Raw genomic sequence first — 16,157 nt, 5'->3', positions numbered from 1 at the left:
CCGGCGTCGTTCCGTCCCATCGCGCGTGCGATCGGAGGACGGAACGCGCATGGGGAGCAGGAAGGAACGGTCTCCTTCGAGCGGATCGGCCTCCCACACGCGGATCGGCACCCCACGCGCGGATCGGCACCCCGAGCACCCAGCACCCGGACGCGCCGGGCGCACCCCGAGACGGACGGGAGGCGCGGTGCCAGCTGGCACCGCGCCTCCCGTCCGTCCTGGGGTCGGCTCAGCCGACCTTCTTCGCCATCTCGTCCGGCAGCCGCTCGAGTGCCCACTCGATCGCCGCGGTCGTCCCGAGCGAGAACGCCGACGAGACGTTCGCGTCGCTGACGACGATCGAGTGGCCCTCCTGCACGGACGGGACCTTCTGGAACAGCGGGTCGGCCTCGGCCTTGGACGCGTCGACGTAGATCGGCAGGATCAGCGTCAGGTCGGCGTTCAGCAGGTCGAGGTTCTCCTCCGACAGCTTGACCGAGAAGGCGTCCCCGGCCTGCTGGTCGATGGCCTTCGGGATCGTGAACCCGAGGTTCTTCAGGAACACCGAGCGGCTGTCGCTCGAGGCGTAGGCGCCGAAGCCCTCGGACGTGTACGAGCCGACGACGGCGGTCTTGCCCTGGAACTCCGGGTGCGCCTTCTTCGCGGCGGCGTACGCGTCGTCGAGGCCGCTGAGCAGCTTCTTGCCCTCGGACTCCTTGCCGAGCGCCTTCGCGATCAGGTCGACCTGCTGCTCGGTGGTCGTGAGGTAGTTCGCACCGCCCTTGGGGATCGCCACGGTCGGAGCGATCGCGGAGAGCTTGCTGTAGCGGTCCTTGTCTCCAGAGCTCTTGGTGTCGAGGATCAGGTCCGGCTTGAGCTTCAGGATCTGCTCGTAGCTCGGCTCGAGCGTCTGGATGATCTCGGGCTTCTTCGTGTAGGCGTCCTTGAGCCACGGCCCGACGCCGTCACCACCGAAGGCGAGCCAGTCGCTGGCGCCGACGGGCTGCACACCGAGCTCGAGCGCCGTCTCGGCGTCACCCCAGCCGAGGGCGACGACGCGCTTCGGCTGCGAGGGGATCTCGGTGGTGCCGAGCGCGGTGGTGATGGACACCGGGAAGGCGCCGGACGAACCGGACGCGTCGCCGGAGGCCGAGCCGGACGGCGAGCCGCCGCTGCAGCCGGCGAGGACGAGGGACGCGGCGACGACGGCGCCGGCAGCCGCGAGCACGCGCCGGACGCGACGCGCGGAGGGGGAGGTACGGATCACGAAGGTAAGGCTACCCTAAGCGCTGCTCGGGTGCCGCGCCGTGGATAGGCTCGCCTGCGTGGAGTACTCGGACCCCCACCGCACCCGCCTCGCCGTGCTCGGCTCCCCCATCGCGCACTCGCTCTCGCCCACCCTGCACGCAGCGGCCTACGACGCGCTCGGGGTCGGATGGACGTACGGGAGGCACGAGGTCGCGTCCGGCGAGCTCGACGCGTTCGTCGCGGGGCTGGGTCCGGAGTGGCGTGGGCTGAGCCTGACCATGCCGTTGAAGCGGGACGTCGTACCGATGCTCGACCGGACGACCCCGCTCGTCGACGCACTCGGCGTCGCGAACACCGTCGCGTTCCGGCAGGAGGGCGACCGGGTCGTCCTGGCGGGCGCGAACACCGACGTCGAGGGGATCGTCCGGCCCGTCGAGGCCCTCGGGCACGTGCCCGGTCAGGCGAGCATCCTCGGCGGCGGTGCCACCGCGGCGAGCGCCCTCACCGCGGCCGTCCGGCTCGGGGCCGTCGACGTCCGGCTGTTCCTGCGGGACACCGCGAAGGCCGGTGCCCTCGTCGACCTGGCATTGCGGCTGGGCGTCACGCTCGAGGTCCTGCCCGTGTCCGCGCTGCCCGGCGCCCGGCACGGGTTCCTCGTGTCGACGCTCCCCGGCGGTGCGGCGGACTCGCTCGAGCTGCTGCCGTCGGGGCCGGACGCCGTGCTGTTCGACGTGGCCTACGAGCCGTGGCCGACCGTCGCCGCGAGCCGGTGGGCGGCCGCGGGTGGGCGCGTGCTGAACGGGCTCGACATGCTCACGGAGCAGGCGATCGGGCAGATCCGGTTCTTCCTGACCGGGGACCAGGACGAGCTGCTGCCCGACGAGGCTGCGGTGCGCCGGGCGATGCGACGCTCCGTCGGGCTGCCGGACGCGATCGCGGGCTGAGCCGGGGGGCGGGGGACGATCAGCCCGCGCACCGATCAGGCGACGACGCCGTCGACGTAGAACCAGCGGCCCTGCTCGCGGACGAACTCGCTCGTCTCCTCGAGCGTCCCGCGCTCGTCGTCGGTGCGCCACCACGCGCGGAAGGCGACCTGACCTGCGGAGTCGAACGGGCCTCCAGAACGGGTCGCGACGATGTCCAACCGTGTCCAGCGCTGCGCCGGGTCGAGCGTCAGCTCGTCCGGCCGGGTGCTCGGGTGCCAGCTGCGGAGCAGGTACTCCGGCAGGCTCAGGGCGAACGCGCTGAACCGGGAGCGCATGAGCCGCTCGGCGGTCGGGGCCGCGGCGCCGGCGTGCAGGGGGCCGCAGCACTCGCCGTAGGGGTTGCCGCTCAGGCAGGGGCAGCGCTGGTCGTCGGGGAGCACCCCGGCACGGTAGCAGCGGTGCGCTCGCGCTGACCTGCCCGCGCCCGTCCGCCCGTCCGTCCGTCGATGGAGCAGAAGACGTCGGGTGCCCGGCCCCGACGCGACGGCCTCTGCTCCATCGAAGGCGGTGCGCGAGTGAGGCGAGGGCGTTCCGAGGGCGTAGCACGTCCGCGCACGCAGGGCGTGGGGGTAAGAGTGAGGAGTGTTGCGGCTCGGGTGGCAGGTGATGCGGGGGCTCCTCGGCCAGGTCGTCGACCCCGCGCGGGTCCGCCGCGCCCTGTGGATCGCCGGTGCCGTCGCTGCCGTGGCGCTCGGCGCGCTCGTCGCCCTGCACCTGGCGAACGGCTGGGCCGGGACGGGGGCCCTGCGCCCGGGGCTCGTGGTCGCGGCCGTGACGATCAGCGCGTTCCTGCTCACGTACGGCTGCTGCCCCACGGCGCGCGAGGTCGGCCCGGAGCTGCGGATCAACGGACGACAGGTCCGGCCGGACACGGCGTCGGCGGTCCGGTGGGAGGTCCGCCCGTACCTGGACCGTGTCCGGCGCCCGGTGCACCCGGAGCACCGCGACGCGATCCTGAACGACGTGCCCCTGCTGCAGCGCGGCCTGGTGCGCCGGCTGACCCGGCTCGCCCCGCTGCTGTTGGCCGTGGCGATCGGTGTGGCCGTAGTGTTCAGCTTCGGGTCGGTGAACGGGTTCCTCCTGGTCTGGCCGTTCATGTACCTCGGCCTCCTGCCCGAGATGCTGGTCCGGCTCGGGCGCTCCGAACGTGCACGACGGGACGCCCTCGCGACACCGCCCGCGGCCCCGGAGCAGCGGCCGCAGTGGCGTCGGGACCCGAGCGGCTCGAAGCTGGGCCTGCCCGGGGAGTGACCGTCGGGCGGGTGTCGGTCCGGCCGGGCACACTGGGCGCGTGTGCGGACGCTACCTCGGATCGTTGCTCCCGCGCCAGTGCGGGTCAGGAGTGCAGCCATCCGAGTAGCCCACGGCCGCTCGCCCCGCGTGGCGGTACTCTTCGGGGCATGCAGACCAGGTCGATCGGCGTCCTAGCGGGCATCGCGCTGCTCTCCGTCACGCTCGCCGGCTGCGTCATGAGTCCGGCCCAGCCCAGCTCGCCGACGCACACCTCGAAGGCGGCGGGCTCGGCGCCAGCAGCCGCGTCGGACTTCGATGAGCCGCCCGCCGTAGGCTCCACGGCCTCAGCCGCGCCCTATCCGGACTGCGCCGTCACGGTCGCCGGGTGGACCGCCACGGCGACCGGCAAGCCGTGGGTGACGGTGAACACGGACGGCGTCGACTTCGTCACTGCGCTTGTCACGCTCGCCTCCGGTGTCACCGAGCGACAGACGTTCGAGATTCCCGACGGCCAAGACACGCACATCTTCGAGTTCAACGACGTGAAGGCCGCCGACGTGAAGACGGTTGTCGTGACGGCCACGGGGAACGCCCGGAGCCAGGGCGGTTCATGCATCGCGACGGGCAGCCCCGACGCCTGAGCCTCAGAGTCGGAAGCTGATGCCCTTGCCGAGCCGGATGGTGACGCGGCCGCGGGTGTTGACGGTGACGCCGGCGCGGCGCGCGCTGACGGAGACGCCGCGCTTCGAGAGGTTCGCGGTGACGCCGGGGGCGATGCGGCGTCGTGCTCGGAGGATCAGACCCATCTGCTCGGTCTACACCTCGCGACAGGCGATCGGCGAGACCAGTCGGGCGGACGGACGTGGCCCCTCGCGATGTCCAAGCGAGGGGCCACATCCGTTGCGAGTGCTACTTGTACCGCGCAGCTCCGGCGTCGAATCGCCAACCGATCGGGAACCGAACGGTGAGGACCGCGCCCGGGAACTCCGGACCGACCTCGGTGGCGAACGCTTCGGCGTCCGCGCTCGAGTCGAACACGCCGAGGACGTTGTTGTCGGCGGTGTCGTCGCGAAGGACCAACCAGACTTCGGTCACGTTGCTCACGTCCCGCAGTTGTAGGTCTCGTGCGAGCTGATGACCTCGGAGTAGTAGGTCTTCCCGCCGTAGACGACCGTGCCGTCGGTGACCGCGAACCACGTCGTCGAGAGCTGGTTGTCGCAGCGGCGGTCGACGTTCTTCTGCGTGTAGTTCGCCACACCTCGGTTGCCGCCTGAGTACGTGCCCTGGTCCAGGTTGACCGACCCGAAGAACGCGGTCTTGTAGATCTTGGTCTCCTGGTGGATCGAAGTCACCGGGACGTCGCACTTCGTGTACGGCTTGTTGCCGACGGTGCCGTACCCGCTGGATGCACGCAGGTGCACAACGGACGGGTACAGCTTGCACGGCCCGTACTCTGCCGCGAGGATGTGCGCCCCACCGGGCGTCGCGGCCTTCGCGGTGAAGCCCTGCGGGCCGGTGGGCGTGAACGTGCCCGGGACTTGCTCGCCCACGTGGCTCAGGTCCACGCTTGGTGCTTCCTCCGTGACCGCCATCGCTGGTGACGCCGGCAGGGCGATCGCGACCGCGACCCCTGCGGTCACGAGCGCCGCGATGATCTTCTTCATGATGCCTCCCGAAGTGGCGGCGGAGCCCCTCTCCGGTACGCCACGACGACGACGGTAGACCTGACTGGAGCCGTCACGTGGCCACATCTTTCTGGCCGCGTGGTCAAGCCGCCGGGTGCTTCCTCTCCCAGTTGTCGGCGGCCCCGGCGACCATGCCCGCATGGCCGAACACCGGTGGGCGCCGCCCGAGCACCAGGACGTCCCGATCTACGCTGCGGACTCGCTCCCCCTCGACCAGATCGGCAGTCCGGAGCCCGTCGACCCGCCGCAGCCCGTCACCGTGCACGACCTCCGGTTCGACCAGATCGACTTGCTCGCCGAGGTGAAGGCGTTCGCGGTCGCCCGATCCGACGTCGCCGTGTTCGTCGAGATCGCCTGGCAGGGACGCCTGCAGCGCGCATGGGTGCCGCGCGACACCGTGACCACTCGCGCGTTGAAGCCGCGCCACTGATGGGTGTCCGCCGTCGTGACCGCTGGCGGCTCGTCGACGCGTACTCGCTCCCCGAGGCGGCGCGCGGCGGGCCCGAGGTCGACCTCGCACGTCCGGACCCGGTGTTCGCGTGGGTCCAGTTCCCCGACCGACTCCTCGAGGTCGAGGGACGCGTCCTCGCGTACACAGAACGCGCGGCGCTCGTCGAGTGGGGCTTCGGGCAGGGCGCCGACTGCGCTTGGGTCTGGCGCGACGCCGTCCGACTCCGAGACGCCTTGAGAGCTGAGGGTGGCTCGCGCCACGCGCTAAGCTCACGGCAGAGGTAGACCAGAGGGGGAAAATTGACCACCAGCTCAGTTCCGGACGTGCCCGAGAAGGCGCCCGCATCACCCGACGAGCAGCTACTCGAAGGACTCCTGGAGGCATTCGAAGTATTTTCGCACAGGCTGCGCGAAATTCGCCGCCTGGGCCGCTATGTCCGTGAGCGCGGTGAGGAAATCGATGACGCGAAGACCCGCGCGCGTGAGCTCATTCAACAGCAGCTATCCGAGGTCAATGACGATGCGTTGGACGAGCTGATGGAATCCTGGCGGCAGACCGTCTACGCTGCGGCGGAGGCCGAAGGGCTGTCTGACGACGACAGACGCGAAGTCGTTCAAAGCGCATTGGAAGAAGCATCCCAAGGACTCCCAGAGGGCGCCCTCAGCAGCTACTTACGCAGCATCGTTCGCGTCACGATTGCACCACCGGCCGCACCGATGCTGCTCGCCTCGCTACTTATCGCGCTAGTCGGCGAGCTCGAGACGCTCTTCGGTAGCGTCACCCGGGCGCTCTACATCCACGACCCCACAAAGCTGGAGCAGTCCGGGAAGCAGTACGCGTGGGCCGAGATCAAGAAGTTCGGGACCCTCGACGACTTCGAGGCACACGTCCGAGACCATACGGTCGACCGCATGCTGCACGGTTCGTTCGGGGACTGGGTGAGCGAACTGAAGAATCGATTCCACATCCCGGAACCAGCCCGCAGTGGCGACTTCGAGACACTGGAGATCATTCAACGTCGACACCTGATGGTGCACAATCGCGGCTTCGTATCCCGCCAATATCTCGAAAAACTCGATCAATTCGAACACGATACCAAGCTTCACGATGAGCTTGAAGTCGACTATGACTATCTCACTAGAGCTGCCGATACACTCCTGGTAGTCTCCCTGAGCCTGATCTCCGGAGCCACCTTCCGCGTCACTTCGAACGAAGAGGTCGCGCAAACCATGGAAGGCTTCCTCGCCAACACTTGCTTCTGGCTTCTGCAGGAGAAGCGCTACGAGGCGGTGGTGGATATCACTCGACGGCTTCCCGTGGGAAAAGTCAAGACAGAGCTGTATCGACACATCATCCAGGTCAACGGCTGGATCGCGCTCAAGCAACTCGGTCGGTTCCGCGAGTGCGCAGACGCCGTCCGACGGTTCGACGTGAGCGCCCGTAGCAACGACCTCCGGCTCGCGAAGCTGGCGTTGCTCGACGATGTCGAGCGGGCGGACAAGCTCGCTCAGCAGATGCTGGCCGAGGGCCAGCTGCTTCATGAGCACTGGCTCACTTGGCCACTCTTGGCCGATGTGCGCGCCTACCACGATCGTCAAACACTCGGTGAAGCCGAAGGTGCATCCCAAGCCTAGAGCGACTATGGTTCGAGATGTCTTCAGTACCCCTGATTGGAAGGGATCCACCAATGTCCACACCTGATCTGTGATGTACTAGTCTCCCTGAAGCCCCGACCGAAACGGTCGGGGCTTCGTCGTTGTGCAGCGGCACACACATGGAGAGCGGACTCCATGTGAGTGCACGACGTCGAGCTTCCCGAGCGCCTGCGCGTGCTGCTCGGTGAGGGCGTCGTGCCGCCGCCGCTGCAGCTGCTGGGACTTCCTCCGCCAACCTCTCGGTATCGTCCGCGTATGACCCCTGAGTCGGTACAAGCGAACCCGCACGGCACCTACGACGTCGACGGGCACGCCGTCGGTGTCACACCTTGGCTCGACCAGACTGTCGATGGCAGGCCGCTCGATGAGGCCGAGTGGTTCGCCGTCACGCGTCCCGCGTCCGCAGCGCACCCCGCCGGAGGAGTCGCAGGCTTCATCCGGCCGGCTGGCTCCGGCTTCGTCGCACACCGGCGTGAGGATGCCGGCCGCGGCATCCCTGGCACCGCAATGGACTCGTTCGAAGCGGCGGTCCGGTTCCTCTCCAAGCCTGAGTAGCGGACATACGACGGAAGACCCCCTCGCGCTCCCGAAGGAGCACGAGGGGGTCTCGTCGTTCGTCGCGGCGGCCGGCGTCAGAGCTGCGGCAGGCGGATGTGGGACGCCATCACCTGCCAGCCCTCCGGCGTGTAGTGGACGCCGTCGGCGCTGACGTACTTCGCGCGGGCGTACTCGTTCGAGCCGGACGCGGGGTCGTAGATGCCGGTGAACTCGAAGTAGCCGTCGAGCAGCGCCTTGCCGAAGGTCGCGACGGTGGTGTTCATGGTGACGCGGTCGGCGGCCTTGAGGTTCGTGTTCGTCGACGCCGCGGGGAACGCGCTGGCGTAGAAGATGCGCGCGTTCGGGTAGTTCGCCCGGATCGTCTCGAGCACCGCCTGCACGCCGGCGGCCGCCTGCGCGGGCGTCGCGCCCTGCTGCAAGTCGTTGAACCCGATGTGGAGGACGACCGCTTGCGGGTTGAGCGGAGCGGCCATCGTCGAGAAGCGGCTCCACTTCGACGACGTCGCGGCCCAGTCCGACGTCCGCGTGTCGGCGAACGCGTCGATGATCGCCGCCCCGCCGGTCTGCCGCGCCCACGCCTCGGGGAACGAGTCGAGGTGTCCGAGCCAGTTCTGCATGGGCGGGTTCCCGAACGGCCCCATGAAGAACCCGTCGACCGCGGAGTCGCCGATGAACAGCACCTGCGGGGACCCGTCGTCGACGTACTCGTACTCGATCCACGTCGCGAGCGGGGTGTCGCCGTACTGCGTCCACGCGGTCCCGACCATGTCGAGGGGGTCGTTGTCGGCGTTCTGGTAGAAGCCGTTCGACGAGTAGTTGTAGGCGAGGTTCGTGCCGACGCACTGCACGGAGAGGGTGATGAACCCCGTCGCGATCGCCGTGTCCCAGGACGGTGCGAGCCAGCCGCTCACCCACTCGCCGCCGTTGTCGAGGCTGCCGCTGCCTCCCGGGAACTCCTGCTGCGTGTTCAGGGCGCAGCCGCCAGCGCCGGGGCTGGTGTTCTGCTGGCCGACCCAGGCGGCGTTGATCGACGGGCCGTTGGTCTGCGGGACGTCGCCGAGGCCGCAGACGTTCGAGATGTGCAGGCGCATCCGGGTCACGGTCTTCGGGAGCCGGATCGGCAGCCGCACGATCATCGTCTGGTTGCCGTAGGTCTTCCCGCTCGCGCAGCCGCCGAGGGTGTAGGCGGAGGAGCGGGTCTGGTCGATGCCGAGGGAGTCCTCGATCCCGCCGACGACGACGTCGGCGAACTGGTGGGTGGTGGGGTCGACGGTGGGGACGTACGCGCCGGGCACGAGCTGGGCGAGCGGGCCGTTCGGGTTGGCGGGCATGGAGGCTCCGAGGGGTGATGGTGGGCCGCCCCTCGGGGCGGCCCACCGGCTGCTACTGCTGGGTGGTGACGGCGGCGTGGATCGCGTCGAGCTTCCCGAGCGCCTGCGCGTGCTGCTCGGTGAGGGCGTCGTGCCGCTGCTGCTGCAGCGCCTGGCCGACCATGATGATCGGGAGCAGGACGAGCTGCAGGAACGTCTGCGCAACCCAGCCGACGATGACGATCGCGTCGCCGGAGAGCAGCGCTGCGGGGAGCGAGACGAGCGCGAGCGCCGCGAACAGGTACGCGGTCCACATCGTGCCGATGAGGTCGGTGATGCGGGCCGCGACCCGTTCGTTGAACCGGCGCACGGCTACTTCTCCGCGGGGACGCCCGGCACTGCGATGGTTGCCGACCCCGTGCCGTTGACGGTGGTGGTCTGCGTCACCGGCAGCACGCCGGTCGTCTTCTCGCCCGTGTAGATGTTCTGGACGACAGCGGGCGTGACGATGGTGGCGACCGCCTCGGGGAGCTTCGCGATCACGGCGAGGACGAGGGAGCCGAGCCCGGCGACGGCTGCGTTCTGCAGGATGACGACCCAGTGCACGTCCTGGAAGAGGACGGCGTTGCCGATGCCGGCGACGATCGCCTGCGCGAGGGTCTTCACGACGCGCTCGAGGAGCGAGTACCAGAGCGGCAGGACCCCGCCGGACGCCTCGGCGATGCCGGTGAGGGACGTGACGAGGGACAGGACGAAGCCGAGGCCGGCCGCGGAGACGACCGGGACCCAGCCGAGGCCGTGGACGAGGGCGACGCCCGCGCCGAGGTACGGGACGGCGATGACGAGGGCGGTGCGGACGGCGCGCAGCAGCGCGGCCTTCCACCAGAGCTTCGAGAACAGGTTGAGCTTCACGGGGTGCCTCCTGGCGTGGGTGTTGGGGTGGGGGTCGGGGTGGTTGGTGGGGTGCAGTCGCCGGCGACGTCCTGGGTGGAGCCGTCGGTGAGGGTGAAGGCGAACGCGGTGCCGGTGGACGTCGCGACGCAGGTGACGGAGGTGACACCGACGCCGTTCGCGCCGTTCGTCCCGGCGGGGCCCTGCGGTCCGGTCGCGCCGGTCGCGCCCTGGGCGCCGGTGGCTCCCTGCGCGCCGGTCGCGCCGGCGGTGCCGGCGGCCCCGGTCTGGCCGTCCTTGCCGTTGGCGCCGAGGCAGGTACCGACCGTGGCGGTCGAGCCGTCGGAGTAGGTGACGGTGAGGCCGGTGCTGGCGCACTGCATCGAGACGACGCCGCGGCCGTCGTGCCCGTCGCGGCCGGACGCGCCGGTGGCCCCGGTCGCCCCGGCAGCGCCCTGCAGCGCCTGCGGGGCGACCGTCGTCGGGGTGACACCCGACGCCTTGGCCTCCTTGTAGAGCTTCGTGTACTCGGCGGTCAGCCCCTCGACGGTCGTCTCGAGGCTGCCGTTCTGCTTGAGCAGGACGGTGATCCGGGACCGCTGCACGGCGATCGTCTCGTCCTTCGTCGCTTCCTCTTGCGCCCGGGCGACGAGGTACGCCGTCCCGACGGCGACGAGCGCGACGACGGCGACGAGGCCGATGATGTTCGAGCGGGTGAGCCACCGGCGGATCCGGGTCATCGGTGGATCACCGACCAGATCGCCACCGCCGAGGGGACGATGATCCCCGCGAGCGCGAGGTAGGTGGTGCCCTTGGACTTGAGGCCGTCCTTCACGTCCTGGATCAGGTCGCGGACGTCCTGCACGTCCTCCCGCGTCGCGCTGGCCTGCTCGAGCGACGTGACGCGTCGGTCAATGGCGGCCATCTCGACGCGGGTGGCGTACTGCTTCGCGCTCTCCTTCATCGCGCTCTCGACGCGGATGACGTTGCGGTTGACCTCGCCGAGGGTGATGTCGGTGTCGGGGGGCTTGGGGTCGGACACGGCGGTCCCCTCGTCGGTGGCGATGATGATCAGAACCGGTTCTGGTTGAGCCGGACCTGCAGTGCGGTGATGGTGTTGCGGCCCCAGATGCCGTCCTGGGCGACGCCGAGGTGCGCCTGCACGGCCTTGCGGGTGATGGGGCCGAGGAGCCCGTCGTCGGTGACCCCGACGACGCGCTGCACGGCGCGGATCAGCGCCGACGGGGTAGAGATCGTCCCGTCCGCTGGGGTTCCCATGACCTGCTGCCACCGGGTGATGGTCCGCGGGCCGAGGACTCCGTCGAGGGTGAGGCCGGCGGCCGCCGGTGCGGCGGGGGCGGCGGTGAGCTGCGCGAGCTTGCCGACGACCTGGCCGCCGGCGATGCCGATGTCGACGCCGAGCCCGTGGTCGACCTCGAACTTGTGGACCGCGGCGGTGGTCGCGGGCCCGTAGTCGCCGTCCGCGCCGGACGGGCCGAGGTCGTAGCCGAGGTGGATCAGCGCGGCCTGGATCTGCTGCGTGGACCAGGACGAGGCGTTGTGGCCGACGGTCGCGGCGGCGGTGACGACGGGGATGACGCCGCCGCTGGTCGTGCTGACGTCGAGGCTGCCGCCGAAGCCGGGCATGCGCCCCTGGCTGGTGTACTGCCAGTACGTCCACGACGTCCAGTGCGCGATCGACGGGGCGCCGTGCGCGTTGCCGTCGTTCGGCCCATACTGCGCGACCCAGAGGGGGCAGCCGAACGCGACGACCGCGGACCAGTCGGCTTGCGCGGTTACGGACGAGGACATGTAGACGCCGGCGATCGCCCCGGTGCGCGCCTTCACCTGCTGGACGGCGGCGAGCACCTGGTCGGGCGTCCAGTGCGCGAGCGCACCCTCGTTCTCGATGTCGAACCAGAGGCCGTCGCCGGCCTGCGGGGCGGCGTAGTCGATGAACGCGTCGGCCGCGGCGACGGGGTCGACGGGGCCGTTGAAGAAGTAGTGGTCGACGCCGAGGCCGGCGGCGCGCGCCCGGGCGACGTTGGTGTCGTGGCGGGAGTCCTTGTAGAGGCCCCCGTCGGCTCCTCCGGCCTTGAAGACGACGCGCTCGACGCCTGCGGCCTTCCACGCGGCGAAGGTGGACTGGTCGATGAAGTTCTGCCAGTAGGAGATGTCGATGACGGTCATGGTGTTGCCTTCCTGTGGTGGCGGTTATCCGCCGATGGCGAGATACCAGAAATGGACGTTCGTGCTTCCCGTGCTGGGCCAGAACGTGCCAAAGCCGGTGGTGGTGCTAGACGCCTCGATCAGGGTCGGATAACCCGATCCGTTCGAGTTGTTCCCCAGTTGGATGAATACCGGCCCGCAGAAGTTCGGGAATGCCTGCGGGAAGGTGCCGTACAGGACGCCGCCAGCGCTCGTCTTGCCAGCGACGTACCCGACCTGGATGATCGGGGCGTAACTCGACGGCATCTGGGTCGAGGGGAACGACAGGAGCGAGTTGCCCGGGTTCGAGGTCCGGAGGAACGCGAACGTGCGGGCGTCGGAGATGTTGCTCTGCCCGATCGACGAGGCATTCGCGGCGACGGCGATGTAGGCGATCAGGACGGCGTTGGACGGGACCGCGGGAGCGACCGGGGTGGCTGCCGCGACGCCGGTGACGATGCCGGGGATCGCCTGGTTCGTGGATCCGCTGTAGAACGAGTCCTGCACGCCCACGTAGACCGCGTCGATTCGCGGGTTCGTCGCGTTCGCTGCTGCGACGGTGAGGGTCACGTTGGCGTCGTTGAGGACGTCGTACATGCCCTGCGTGGTCGCGGGGATCGGGTTCGACCCGCTGCTCAGCGGTGCGACGCTGGTCCCGGTGATCTTCGCCCGGCCGGGACCGAGGATCACGGACATGTTCGGTGTCGGCTGCGCACTGACGAGGAGCTCGTTGACGCCGAGCGCCCCGCCACCAACGAATGCCGACGACGCGGACTGACGGAACAGCGCTGCGGAATGCGACGCATTCTGCAGCGCATAGGGAACGGTTTGTACAGCCAACTGAATGCCTCACTATTGACGAAAGCGGAAGTAGAATTGGGGCATGACAGACCAGCCGATCGACTCCGACCCGGTGACGGCGAACGCCTATCCGGACGGGAATGCGCCAGCGGGAACACCGGTGCCGTTCGTTGTGTCGTCGGACCCGAACAACGCAGACGGCGGCGCGTACCTCGACCCGGGCGCGTGGTGCGCGTCAGGGTCGGCGTCGACGGTCGATGGGATCCCCGTCTGCGACTAGAGCCCGGCGGCGCGGAGGCGTCGGTCGAGGTCTTGGACCGCGGCGACCAGCGGGATCGTGAAGCGTTCCCAGTTGATCGCGAACGGCACCTCGTCCCCGTCGTCGTTCGTGCGGCGGGCGACGAACTCGCGCAGGGGCGTCCGGTCGACGTACTCGACGATCGACCCGAGTTCCTCCGCCGCGTCGTCGCCGTGCTCCTCGACGGCGGCGATGTACCGGAACCGGATCAGCGCCAGGCGGTAGAGCGCGTCGACGAGCGGCCGGACGTCGGCGGGCGTGAAGTCCTGCTTGATCGTGTGCGACGACGCGGACGCGAGCAGCCGGCCGTCGCCGTTGAGGTACGCGGCGACGTAGGACGAGCTGACCGAGTTGTTGCGGGCGTAGGTCGACGTGACGGTGCCGGACGAGCCGAGGCCGACGGAGGTCGCGGTGAGACCGCCGCCGAACGACCCGCCGCCGCTGGATGACAGGCTCCCGACCGTCGCCGACCCGTTCACGGAGGCGTTGCCGCCGAGGCTGAGGCTGCCGTTCGGTGCGTTGAGGTTCCCCTGCGTGGTGATGTCGCTGCCGGCGCTGATCGTCGTGCCTGCGGTGATCGACTGCTGTGCCGAGAGGGTTCCGCCGGAGTTGAGGCCGCCGGAGATGTTCATCTGGCCGCCGCCGGTGACGTTCAGCGAGCCGCCGCCGGTGATCGTGATGCTGCCGCCGTTGACGGTGAGGCCGCCCGCGCCGATCGACGCGTTCTGCAGCACGTCGGCGTTCTGCAGCCGTTGGACAGCGTCCTCGAGGTTGCTGAGCCGCTTCGCGAGGTTGTGGTCCGGGCCGAGGTTCGTCGAGGCCATCGCTGCTCCTAGTAGGTCGGCGGCAGGTTGAAGGTGAGTTCGACGGTCGGGACGCCCGCGTCGGGGACATCGACGGACTCCTGCACGATGCGCCAGTACTGGTCGAGGCCGTTCGGGAAGAACTCGTCGCCGGCGGTGACGAGGCGGGCGTCGTCGCCGAGGATCCAGGACCCGAGCGGCTGCGCGCCGGAGGTTGGGACCGTCACCACCGGCGTCATGAGCGGCTGCGAGCACTGCGACGACAGGCCGTTCGCCATCTGCTGCACCTGCTGCTGCGACTGCGCGCTGCTCGAGAAGACGTAGTCCATCCGCGGCGGCTGTCCGAGGCCGCCGACGGCGAACGGGGCCACCACGGTCGCGAGGGGCCGCGCGGAACCGTTTCCAGCGCCGGTGACGGTGATGACGTTCCCGGACGGACCGTTGTCGATCGGCCAGGAGTACTCGACGCAGTTCGACAGGTCGAACATCAGCCCGGTCGACCCGGCACCGCGGCCCGAGCGGGGCGCTCGGACGTACGCGGTGCGGGTCGGGTTGCCGTTCGTGTCGTACGCGACGACGAGCTGCCAGTCGAGCGTCCCGTAGCCGGGCGTGAGGGTCGTGACGAGGTCGCTGACGATCGTCCCAACCATCGTCGGCTGCGACAGCGGGTACCCGGGCGTCAGCATCGGCAGGTTCGACGGCGCGGAGACGACGGACAGGCCGATCGAGGCGCCCGGGCCGCCGTACGCCGGGTTCTGCGTGTCCGTCAGGACGGTTCCGAGCAGGATCGCCGGGTCCACACCGTTCGGGTACGACTTCTGCGAGTAGTCCCGCAGCGCGAGGCGGCTCTCGAAGTAGGCGAGGAACTCCTTGCCGCCGACGGAGAGGAGACCGGTCGACTTCTTGTAGGCGACGGTCTCGCTGATGCCGCCCCACACGAGGATCCCGGAGCGGTCGACGTACAGCGCGACGGGGTTGCCGGCGTACTGCAGGAACGGGTTCGCGATCGCCGCGGTGCCGGGCGCCTTGAGGTCGACGTCGAACGAGATGGAGCCGTGGTCGTTGAGGCGACGGTCGAAGCGGAGACCGTTCGCGGGGAGCTCGCAGATGAACGCGTTCGTGTTGAGGTCGTACGCCTTGACCGTGAACACCTCGTCGGTCACATGAACCCCCAGGAGCTCGAGAAGGTGCCGGTGAAGGTGGCGGCGACGGCTGCGGAGTCAGACGACGCGACCTGGACGGTGACGGTCCCGGGCGGGACCTGCAGCCACGACGAGCCGGCCATGACGAGGTTCGCCCGGGCGGCCGTGCCGTTCAGGGTGGCGGTGTGCGCCGCGGTGTCGATGACGAGCACGTCGGAGGCACCGAGGGTGATGTTGAAGCCGAGGTAGAGGTTCCCGATCCGGAGGATCGGGTTCGTGACGGGCCCGGTGATGGTCATGACCATCGGGCCGGGCACGTTGCCGATGTTCACGAACTGCAGCGAGCCACCCGTCGAGGCGCCGAACACGAACGGGGCGGACGCGGGGAACGTCAGGCCGGCGGTCGGCGACGGCAACCCCGTCGACTGCGTCTGCACGACGGTGTCGTAGATGAGCGGGTCCGGGCAGGTGAACTCGAGGGCGATCGCCCGCTCGACGTTGAACTGGAAGTCCGTGTCGATCGGGATCGCACCCTTCGTGGTGCGGCCCTTCACCTGTCGGGCCGACAGCCACCCGGGGAGCATGAACTGCAGCGGCTGCAGCGCGTTCGGGGAGGACATCGGTTGGAACGCGGTGGCGATATTCGAAATGACCGTCTCGAACGCTGCGACGGGCGCGAAGACGGCGAAGGTCAGGACGAGGACCCGCTCGCCGAGGGTGTTCGTGCCGGGTGCGGCTCCGTTCAGGCGGGGCAGTTGCACGTCGCCCTGGTTGACCGTCGTCGTGTCGCGGAGACCGTCGATGGAGACGAGCTGCACGTCGGTGCCGGGTCCGAAGGTCAGACCGTTCGAGGTGCCCTGGTACGGGTTGAGCGCGGTCACTGCCTGTCCGATCTGTGTTGAGTTTGGG

The 16,157-nt window shown here is 69.5% G+C and carries 23 protein-coding genes; 8 read left to right on the top strand and 15 right to left on the bottom strand.

What is annotated here, in order from left to right; genetic code table 11:
* Window positions 1-229: 229 nt before the first annotated feature.
* The gene (locus LQK89_RS02875; protein WP_231050137.1) at window positions 230-1,246 is read right to left on the bottom strand and encodes an iron-siderophore ABC transporter substrate-binding protein; all 1,017 of its coding nucleotides are present in this window, start codon (window positions 1,244-1,246) and stop codon (window positions 230-232) included.
* Between the two features lie 58 nt (window positions 1,247-1,304).
* On the opposite strand from LQK89_RS02875, the gene LQK89_RS02870 reads away from it, so the two are divergent.
* On the top strand, window positions 1,305-2,171 hold the full coding sequence (locus tag LQK89_RS02870) for a shikimate dehydrogenase family protein (protein WP_175326747.1): 867 nt from the start codon (window positions 1,305-1,307) through the stop codon (window positions 2,169-2,171).
* A gap of 35 nt (window positions 2,172-2,206) precedes the next feature.
* Here the strand turns inward: LQK89_RS02870 and LQK89_RS02865 are convergent, their stop codons facing one another.
* Window positions 2,207-2,593: a YchJ family protein gene (locus LQK89_RS02865; protein ID WP_231050136.1), complete on the bottom strand. Its 387-nt coding sequence runs from the start codon at window positions 2,591-2,593 to the stop codon at window positions 2,207-2,209.
* Window positions 2,594-2,795: 202 nt separating this feature from the next.
* Here LQK89_RS02865 and LQK89_RS02860 point away from each other — a divergent pair, with 202 nt between their 5' ends.
* A complete protein-coding gene (locus LQK89_RS02860; protein ID WP_231050135.1) occupies window positions 2,796-3,464 on the top strand; it encodes a hypothetical protein in 669 nt (222 codons plus the stop codon).
* 149 nt (window positions 3,465-3,613) lie between these two features.
* Window positions 3,614-4,087, top strand: coding sequence for a hypothetical protein (locus LQK89_RS02855; protein ID WP_231050134.1), 474 nt, complete (start codon window positions 3,614-3,616; stop codon window positions 4,085-4,087).
* Window positions 4,088-4,090: 3 nt separating this feature from the next.
* Here LQK89_RS02855 and LQK89_RS02850 read toward each other — a convergent pair whose 3' ends face one another.
* From LQK89_RS02850 to LQK89_RS02840, 3 genes are all read right to left on the bottom strand, one after another.
* Entirely contained in the window at window positions 4,091-4,252 is a 162-nt protein-coding gene (locus LQK89_RS02850; RefSeq protein ID WP_231050133.1) for a DUF4236 domain-containing protein, read from the bottom strand.
* A 103-nt stretch (window positions 4,253-4,355) separates the two neighbouring features.
* Complete coding sequence (locus tag LQK89_RS02845) at window positions 4,356-4,550, bottom strand: hypothetical protein (RefSeq protein ID WP_231050132.1); 195 nt, start codon at window positions 4,548-4,550, stop codon at window positions 4,356-4,358.
* Window positions 4,547-5,110, bottom strand: coding sequence for a hypothetical protein (locus tag LQK89_RS02840; RefSeq protein WP_231050131.1), 564 nt, complete (start codon window positions 5,108-5,110; stop codon window positions 4,547-4,549). Before LQK89_RS02840 ends, LQK89_RS02845 begins: the two co-directional genes overlap by 4 nt.
* A 160-nt stretch (window positions 5,111-5,270) precedes the next feature.
* On the opposite strand from LQK89_RS02840, the gene LQK89_RS02835 reads away from it, so the two are divergent.
* From LQK89_RS02835 to LQK89_RS02820, 4 genes are all read left to right on the top strand, one after another.
* On the top strand, window positions 5,271-5,561 hold the full coding sequence (locus LQK89_RS02835) for a hypothetical protein (RefSeq protein ID WP_231050130.1): 291 nt from the start codon (window positions 5,271-5,273) through the stop codon (window positions 5,559-5,561).
* Window positions 5,561-5,866 (top strand): hypothetical protein, encoded by a 306-nt coding sequence (locus LQK89_RS02830; RefSeq protein WP_231050129.1) that lies wholly within the window; start codon window positions 5,561-5,563, stop codon window positions 5,864-5,866. Before LQK89_RS02835 ends, LQK89_RS02830 begins: the two co-directional genes overlap by 1 nt.
* Window positions 5,867-5,905: 39 nt before the next feature.
* On the top strand, window positions 5,906-7,216 hold the full coding sequence (locus LQK89_RS02825; protein ID WP_231050128.1) for a hypothetical protein: 1,311 nt from the start codon (window positions 5,906-5,908) through the stop codon (window positions 7,214-7,216).
* Between the two features lie 162 nt (window positions 7,217-7,378).
* Complete coding sequence (locus tag LQK89_RS02820) at window positions 7,379-7,792, top strand: hypothetical protein (protein ID WP_231050127.1); 414 nt, start codon at window positions 7,379-7,381, stop codon at window positions 7,790-7,792.
* 77 nt (window positions 7,793-7,869) lie between these two features.
* On the opposite strand, the gene LQK89_RS02815 is transcribed toward LQK89_RS02820, so the two are convergent.
* The 7 genes from LQK89_RS02815 to LQK89_RS02785 are packed head-to-tail and all read right to left on the bottom strand — an operon-like array spanning window position 7,870 to window position 12,900.
* Window positions 7,870-9,126 (bottom strand): SGNH/GDSL hydrolase family protein, encoded by a 1,257-nt coding sequence (locus LQK89_RS02815; RefSeq protein WP_231050126.1) that lies wholly within the window; start codon window positions 9,124-9,126, stop codon window positions 7,870-7,872.
* Window positions 9,127-9,178: 52 nt separating this feature from the next.
* Complete coding sequence (locus LQK89_RS02810; RefSeq protein ID WP_231050125.1) at window positions 9,179-9,475, bottom strand: hypothetical protein; 297 nt, start codon at window positions 9,473-9,475, stop codon at window positions 9,179-9,181.
* 2 nt (window positions 9,476-9,477) lie between these two features.
* Window positions 9,478-10,017 (bottom strand): holin, encoded by a 540-nt coding sequence (locus LQK89_RS02805; protein ID WP_231050124.1) that lies wholly within the window; start codon window positions 10,015-10,017, stop codon window positions 9,478-9,480.
* Window positions 10,014-10,736: a hypothetical protein gene (locus LQK89_RS02800; protein WP_231050838.1), complete on the bottom strand. Its 723-nt coding sequence runs from the start codon at window positions 10,734-10,736 to the stop codon at window positions 10,014-10,016. The genes LQK89_RS02805 and LQK89_RS02800 overlap by 4 nt, the downstream gene beginning before the upstream one ends.
* Entirely contained in the window at window positions 10,733-11,038 is a 306-nt protein-coding gene (locus tag LQK89_RS02795; RefSeq protein ID WP_231050123.1) for a hypothetical protein, read from the bottom strand. Before LQK89_RS02795 ends, LQK89_RS02800 begins: the two co-directional genes overlap by 4 nt.
* Window positions 11,039-11,067: 29 nt before the next feature.
* Window positions 11,068-12,186 carry a GH25 family lysozyme gene (locus LQK89_RS02790; RefSeq protein WP_231050122.1) on the bottom strand — a complete coding sequence of 373 codons (1,119 nt, stop codon included), beginning with the start codon at window positions 12,184-12,186 and terminating at the stop codon, window positions 11,068-11,070.
* Window positions 12,187-12,210: 24 nt separating this feature from the next.
* Window positions 12,211-12,900: a gp53-like domain-containing protein gene (locus tag LQK89_RS02785; RefSeq protein ID WP_231050121.1), complete on the bottom strand. Its 690-nt coding sequence runs from the start codon at window positions 12,898-12,900 to the stop codon at window positions 12,211-12,213.
* Between the two features lie 187 nt (window positions 12,901-13,087).
* On the opposite strand from LQK89_RS02785, the gene LQK89_RS02780 reads away from it, so the two are divergent.
* On the top strand, window positions 13,088-13,285 hold the full coding sequence (locus tag LQK89_RS02780) for a hypothetical protein (protein WP_231050120.1): 198 nt from the start codon (window positions 13,088-13,090) through the stop codon (window positions 13,283-13,285).
* Here the strand turns inward: LQK89_RS02780 and LQK89_RS02775 are convergent.
* From LQK89_RS02775 to LQK89_RS02765, 3 genes are read right to left on the bottom strand one after another with little or no spacing between them, the layout of a single operon-like run.
* A complete protein-coding gene (locus LQK89_RS02775) occupies window positions 13,282-14,127 on the bottom strand; it encodes a hypothetical protein (RefSeq protein ID WP_231050119.1) in 846 nt (281 codons plus the stop codon). The genes LQK89_RS02780 and LQK89_RS02775 overlap by 4 nt on opposite strands.
* A gap of 8 nt (window positions 14,128-14,135) precedes the next feature.
* A complete protein-coding gene (locus LQK89_RS02770) occupies window positions 14,136-15,269 on the bottom strand; it encodes a hypothetical protein (protein WP_231050118.1) in 1,134 nt (377 codons plus the stop codon).
* Window positions 15,266-16,129, bottom strand: a complete 864-nt coding sequence (locus LQK89_RS02765; RefSeq protein WP_231050117.1) for a phage distal tail protein — start codon at window positions 16,127-16,129, stop codon at window positions 15,266-15,268. The genes LQK89_RS02770 and LQK89_RS02765 overlap by 4 nt, the downstream gene beginning before the upstream one ends.
* Between the last annotated feature and the right edge of the window lie 28 nt (window positions 16,130-16,157).

The organism is Curtobacterium sp. C1 (genome assembly GCF_021049325.1).
GTDB lineage: Bacteria > Actinomycetota > Actinomycetes > Actinomycetales > Microbacteriaceae > Curtobacterium > Curtobacterium citreum.
This window is presented reverse-complemented; position numbering and strand designations above follow the sequence as displayed.

What these genes read in the sequence shown, in the direction of transcription:
- LQK89_RS02855 (WP_231050134.1), top strand. Translation starts at nt 3,614, where the DNA reads ATGCAGACCAGGTCGATCGGCGTCCTAGCGGGCATCGCGCTGCTCTCC.
- LQK89_RS02850 (WP_231050133.1), bottom strand. Translation starts at nt 4,252, where the DNA reads ATGGGTCTGATCCTCCGAGCACGACGCCGCATCGCCCCCGGCGTCACC.
- LQK89_RS02840 (WP_231050131.1), bottom strand. Translation starts at nt 5,110, where the DNA reads ATGAAGAAGATCATCGCGGCGCTCGTGACCGCAGGGGTCGCGGTCGCG.
- LQK89_RS02835 (WP_231050130.1), top strand. Translation starts at nt 5,271, where the DNA reads ATGGCCGAACACCGGTGGGCGCCGCCCGAGCACCAGGACGTCCCGATC.
- LQK89_RS02830 (WP_231050129.1), top strand. Translation starts at nt 5,561, where the DNA reads ATGGGTGTCCGCCGTCGTGACCGCTGGCGGCTCGTCGACGCGTACTCG.
- LQK89_RS02815 (WP_231050126.1), bottom strand. Translation starts at nt 9,126, where the DNA reads ATGCCCGCCAACCCGAACGGCCCGCTCGCCCAGCTCGTGCCCGGCGCG.
- LQK89_RS02800 (WP_231050838.1), bottom strand. Translation starts at nt 10,736, where the DNA reads ATGACCCGGATCCGCCGGTGGCTCACCCGCTCGAACATCATCGGCCTC.
- LQK89_RS02790 (WP_231050122.1), bottom strand. Translation starts at nt 12,186, where the DNA reads ATGACCGTCATCGACATCTCCTACTGGCAGAACTTCATCGACCAGTCC.
- LQK89_RS02785 (WP_231050121.1), bottom strand. Translation starts at nt 12,900, where the DNA reads ATGTCCGTGATCCTCGGTCCCGGCCGGGCGAAGATCACCGGGACCAGC.
- LQK89_RS02780 (WP_231050120.1), top strand. Translation starts at nt 13,088, where the DNA reads ATGACAGACCAGCCGATCGACTCCGACCCGGTGACGGCGAACGCCTAT.
- LQK89_RS02775 (WP_231050119.1), bottom strand. Translation starts at nt 14,127, where the DNA reads ATGGCCTCGACGAACCTCGGCCCGGACCACAACCTCGCGAAGCGGCTC.